Origin of the sequence: Ligilactobacillus pobuzihii E100301 = KCTC 13174 (assembly GCF_000349725.1) — a bacterium.
GTDB classification, from domain to species: Bacteria; Bacillota; Bacilli; order Lactobacillales; family Lactobacillaceae; genus Ligilactobacillus; species Ligilactobacillus pobuzihii.
Window position 1 is genome coordinate 510 of record NZ_KB714696.1, and the last position, 761, is coordinate 1,270.

General features: G+C 33.4%; 1 pseudogene. It reads left to right on the plus strand.

Annotated elements, in window-relative coordinates:
• Window positions 1-192: pseudogene (locus LACPOB_RS13065) on the plus strand (amino acid ABC transporter permease); the annotation flags it as partial.
• Between the last annotated feature and the right edge of the window lie 569 nt (window positions 193-761).

A 761-nucleotide genomic window follows, 5' to 3' on the forward strand; every position in this document is an offset into this window, starting at 1 on the left:
ATTTCCTTAGTCAAAGACACGTCTTTGGCTACGATCATCGTCTTGCCAGAACTATTATATCGGGCTCAGATCATATACGGACAGGACACGCGGTATATGTTACCGATGTATCTGATCATCGCGGTCATGTACTTTATCGTATGTTATGCCCTGTCCTTGCTAGCAAAGCGAATGGAAAAGAAGTTTAATTAAGAAAATCAGCTAGAAGGAATTTTCGTTCCGCAATTCATTTTAGATATAATATAAATAATGTGAGATAAAAGACGCTTTTAAGCCAACTTATAACAACGATTATGTTATTTTCGGTCGTAACAAAGCGAAAAATCAGATTAATACGATCTGTTACAGTGTAAAGTTTCAGTCTTTTGGAACACGTTTAAGGGTCTTCGATCTAATCTCAGTAAATGGGTTTAGATCGAAGGCCCTTTTGAATCACACAGCTAGTTATGTCCCAGCCCATTAGACACTAGAAACTACATCACGTAAAAATCAGAATCCGATTAAATTCACATTTTCCAAAAATAATGCTGTTTTAAAAAACGGTAAATCTAATGCTCAGATAACTAGTATAAATAAAAATAAACTGATTTTTCTATGTGATAAAGCATCAACATACAGCATATCTTTTGTGAATAGTGTAACAATGTTGTATATTTAACTTAGATAGTAACGCGTGGTGCTAGTTCGTAATAATTTCATCTTCATCAAAACTAAAAAAACCTAGATTGTAAACAAAAACTGTTAATTCAATTTTTAGCCAA